This window comes from Staphylococcus sp. EG-SA-2, from assembly GCF_017152085.1.
On sequence record NZ_JACYHC010001142.1, the window covers coordinates 1 to 682 of the forward strand.

Genomic DNA, 682 nt, shown 5'->3' on the forward strand with positions numbered 1-682 from the left:
CAAATTGTCTATGCACATATTTTTGTAAAGGATGCAACTTTCCTTTTTCTTGCTTCATTTCTACAAAATATGTTTTTCCTTCTGGCATAATAATAATTCTATCTGGCACACCTCTTGTTCCAGGTGCAACCCATTTTAAACATAAACCGTTTAGCTTTGATATCTCTTTCACTAAATATTTTTCTAATGTCGATTCTTTCATATATTCACCTTGTATACAAAATTTATATTTGTGTTCCGATGTTGCATCAATTCTTGCCAAACTTTTAAAAATAGCTGTTAGAGGGTTACCCCTATACCTCTTTACTCCCTAACACTACTTTTTAAACTTTATAGTGAATTTGATGCAACATTGGAAACAAACAGGGTTGAACCTTACAGCGAGAAGGGAAAGAGGTGTTGCATCATTTGTTGCATCAATGTTGCATCACTAAAAATGATGCAACACCTACGATTACTTTTTACACTCACGTGTTGCATCACTCAAAAAATGATGCAACATCTGATACAACACTCTAAAATGTATATTTATTCAATATTTATTATATTAAATCTTCTAAACTTTCATCTCTTACATAAGCTATCTGTACACCATAATCTTTTCCAAATCGAATTTTCCCACTTTTATTACCATCATATACAGACCAATTGTCTAATTGTCTTAAGATGTTTGAAATCTTTC

At 31.5% G+C, this 682-nt stretch carries 2 protein-coding genes; one reads left to right on the plus strand and one right to left on the minus strand.

The genetic code is table 11. From position 1 onward, the window contains the following. The coding region (locus IDG60_RS18970) for a VRR-NUC domain-containing protein (protein ID WP_206161060.1) at positions 1–202 on the minus strand (202 nt) is incomplete at its 3' end. Positions 203–335: 133 nt separating this feature from the next. Between IDG60_RS18970 and IDG60_RS18975 the strand changes: the two genes are divergently transcribed. After that, positions 336–434 carry a hypothetical protein gene (locus tag IDG60_RS18975; protein WP_078065666.1) on the plus strand — a complete coding sequence of 33 codons (99 nt, stop codon included), beginning with the start codon at positions 336–338 and terminating at the stop codon, positions 432–434. The last annotated feature ends 248 nt before the right edge of the window (positions 435–682 follow it).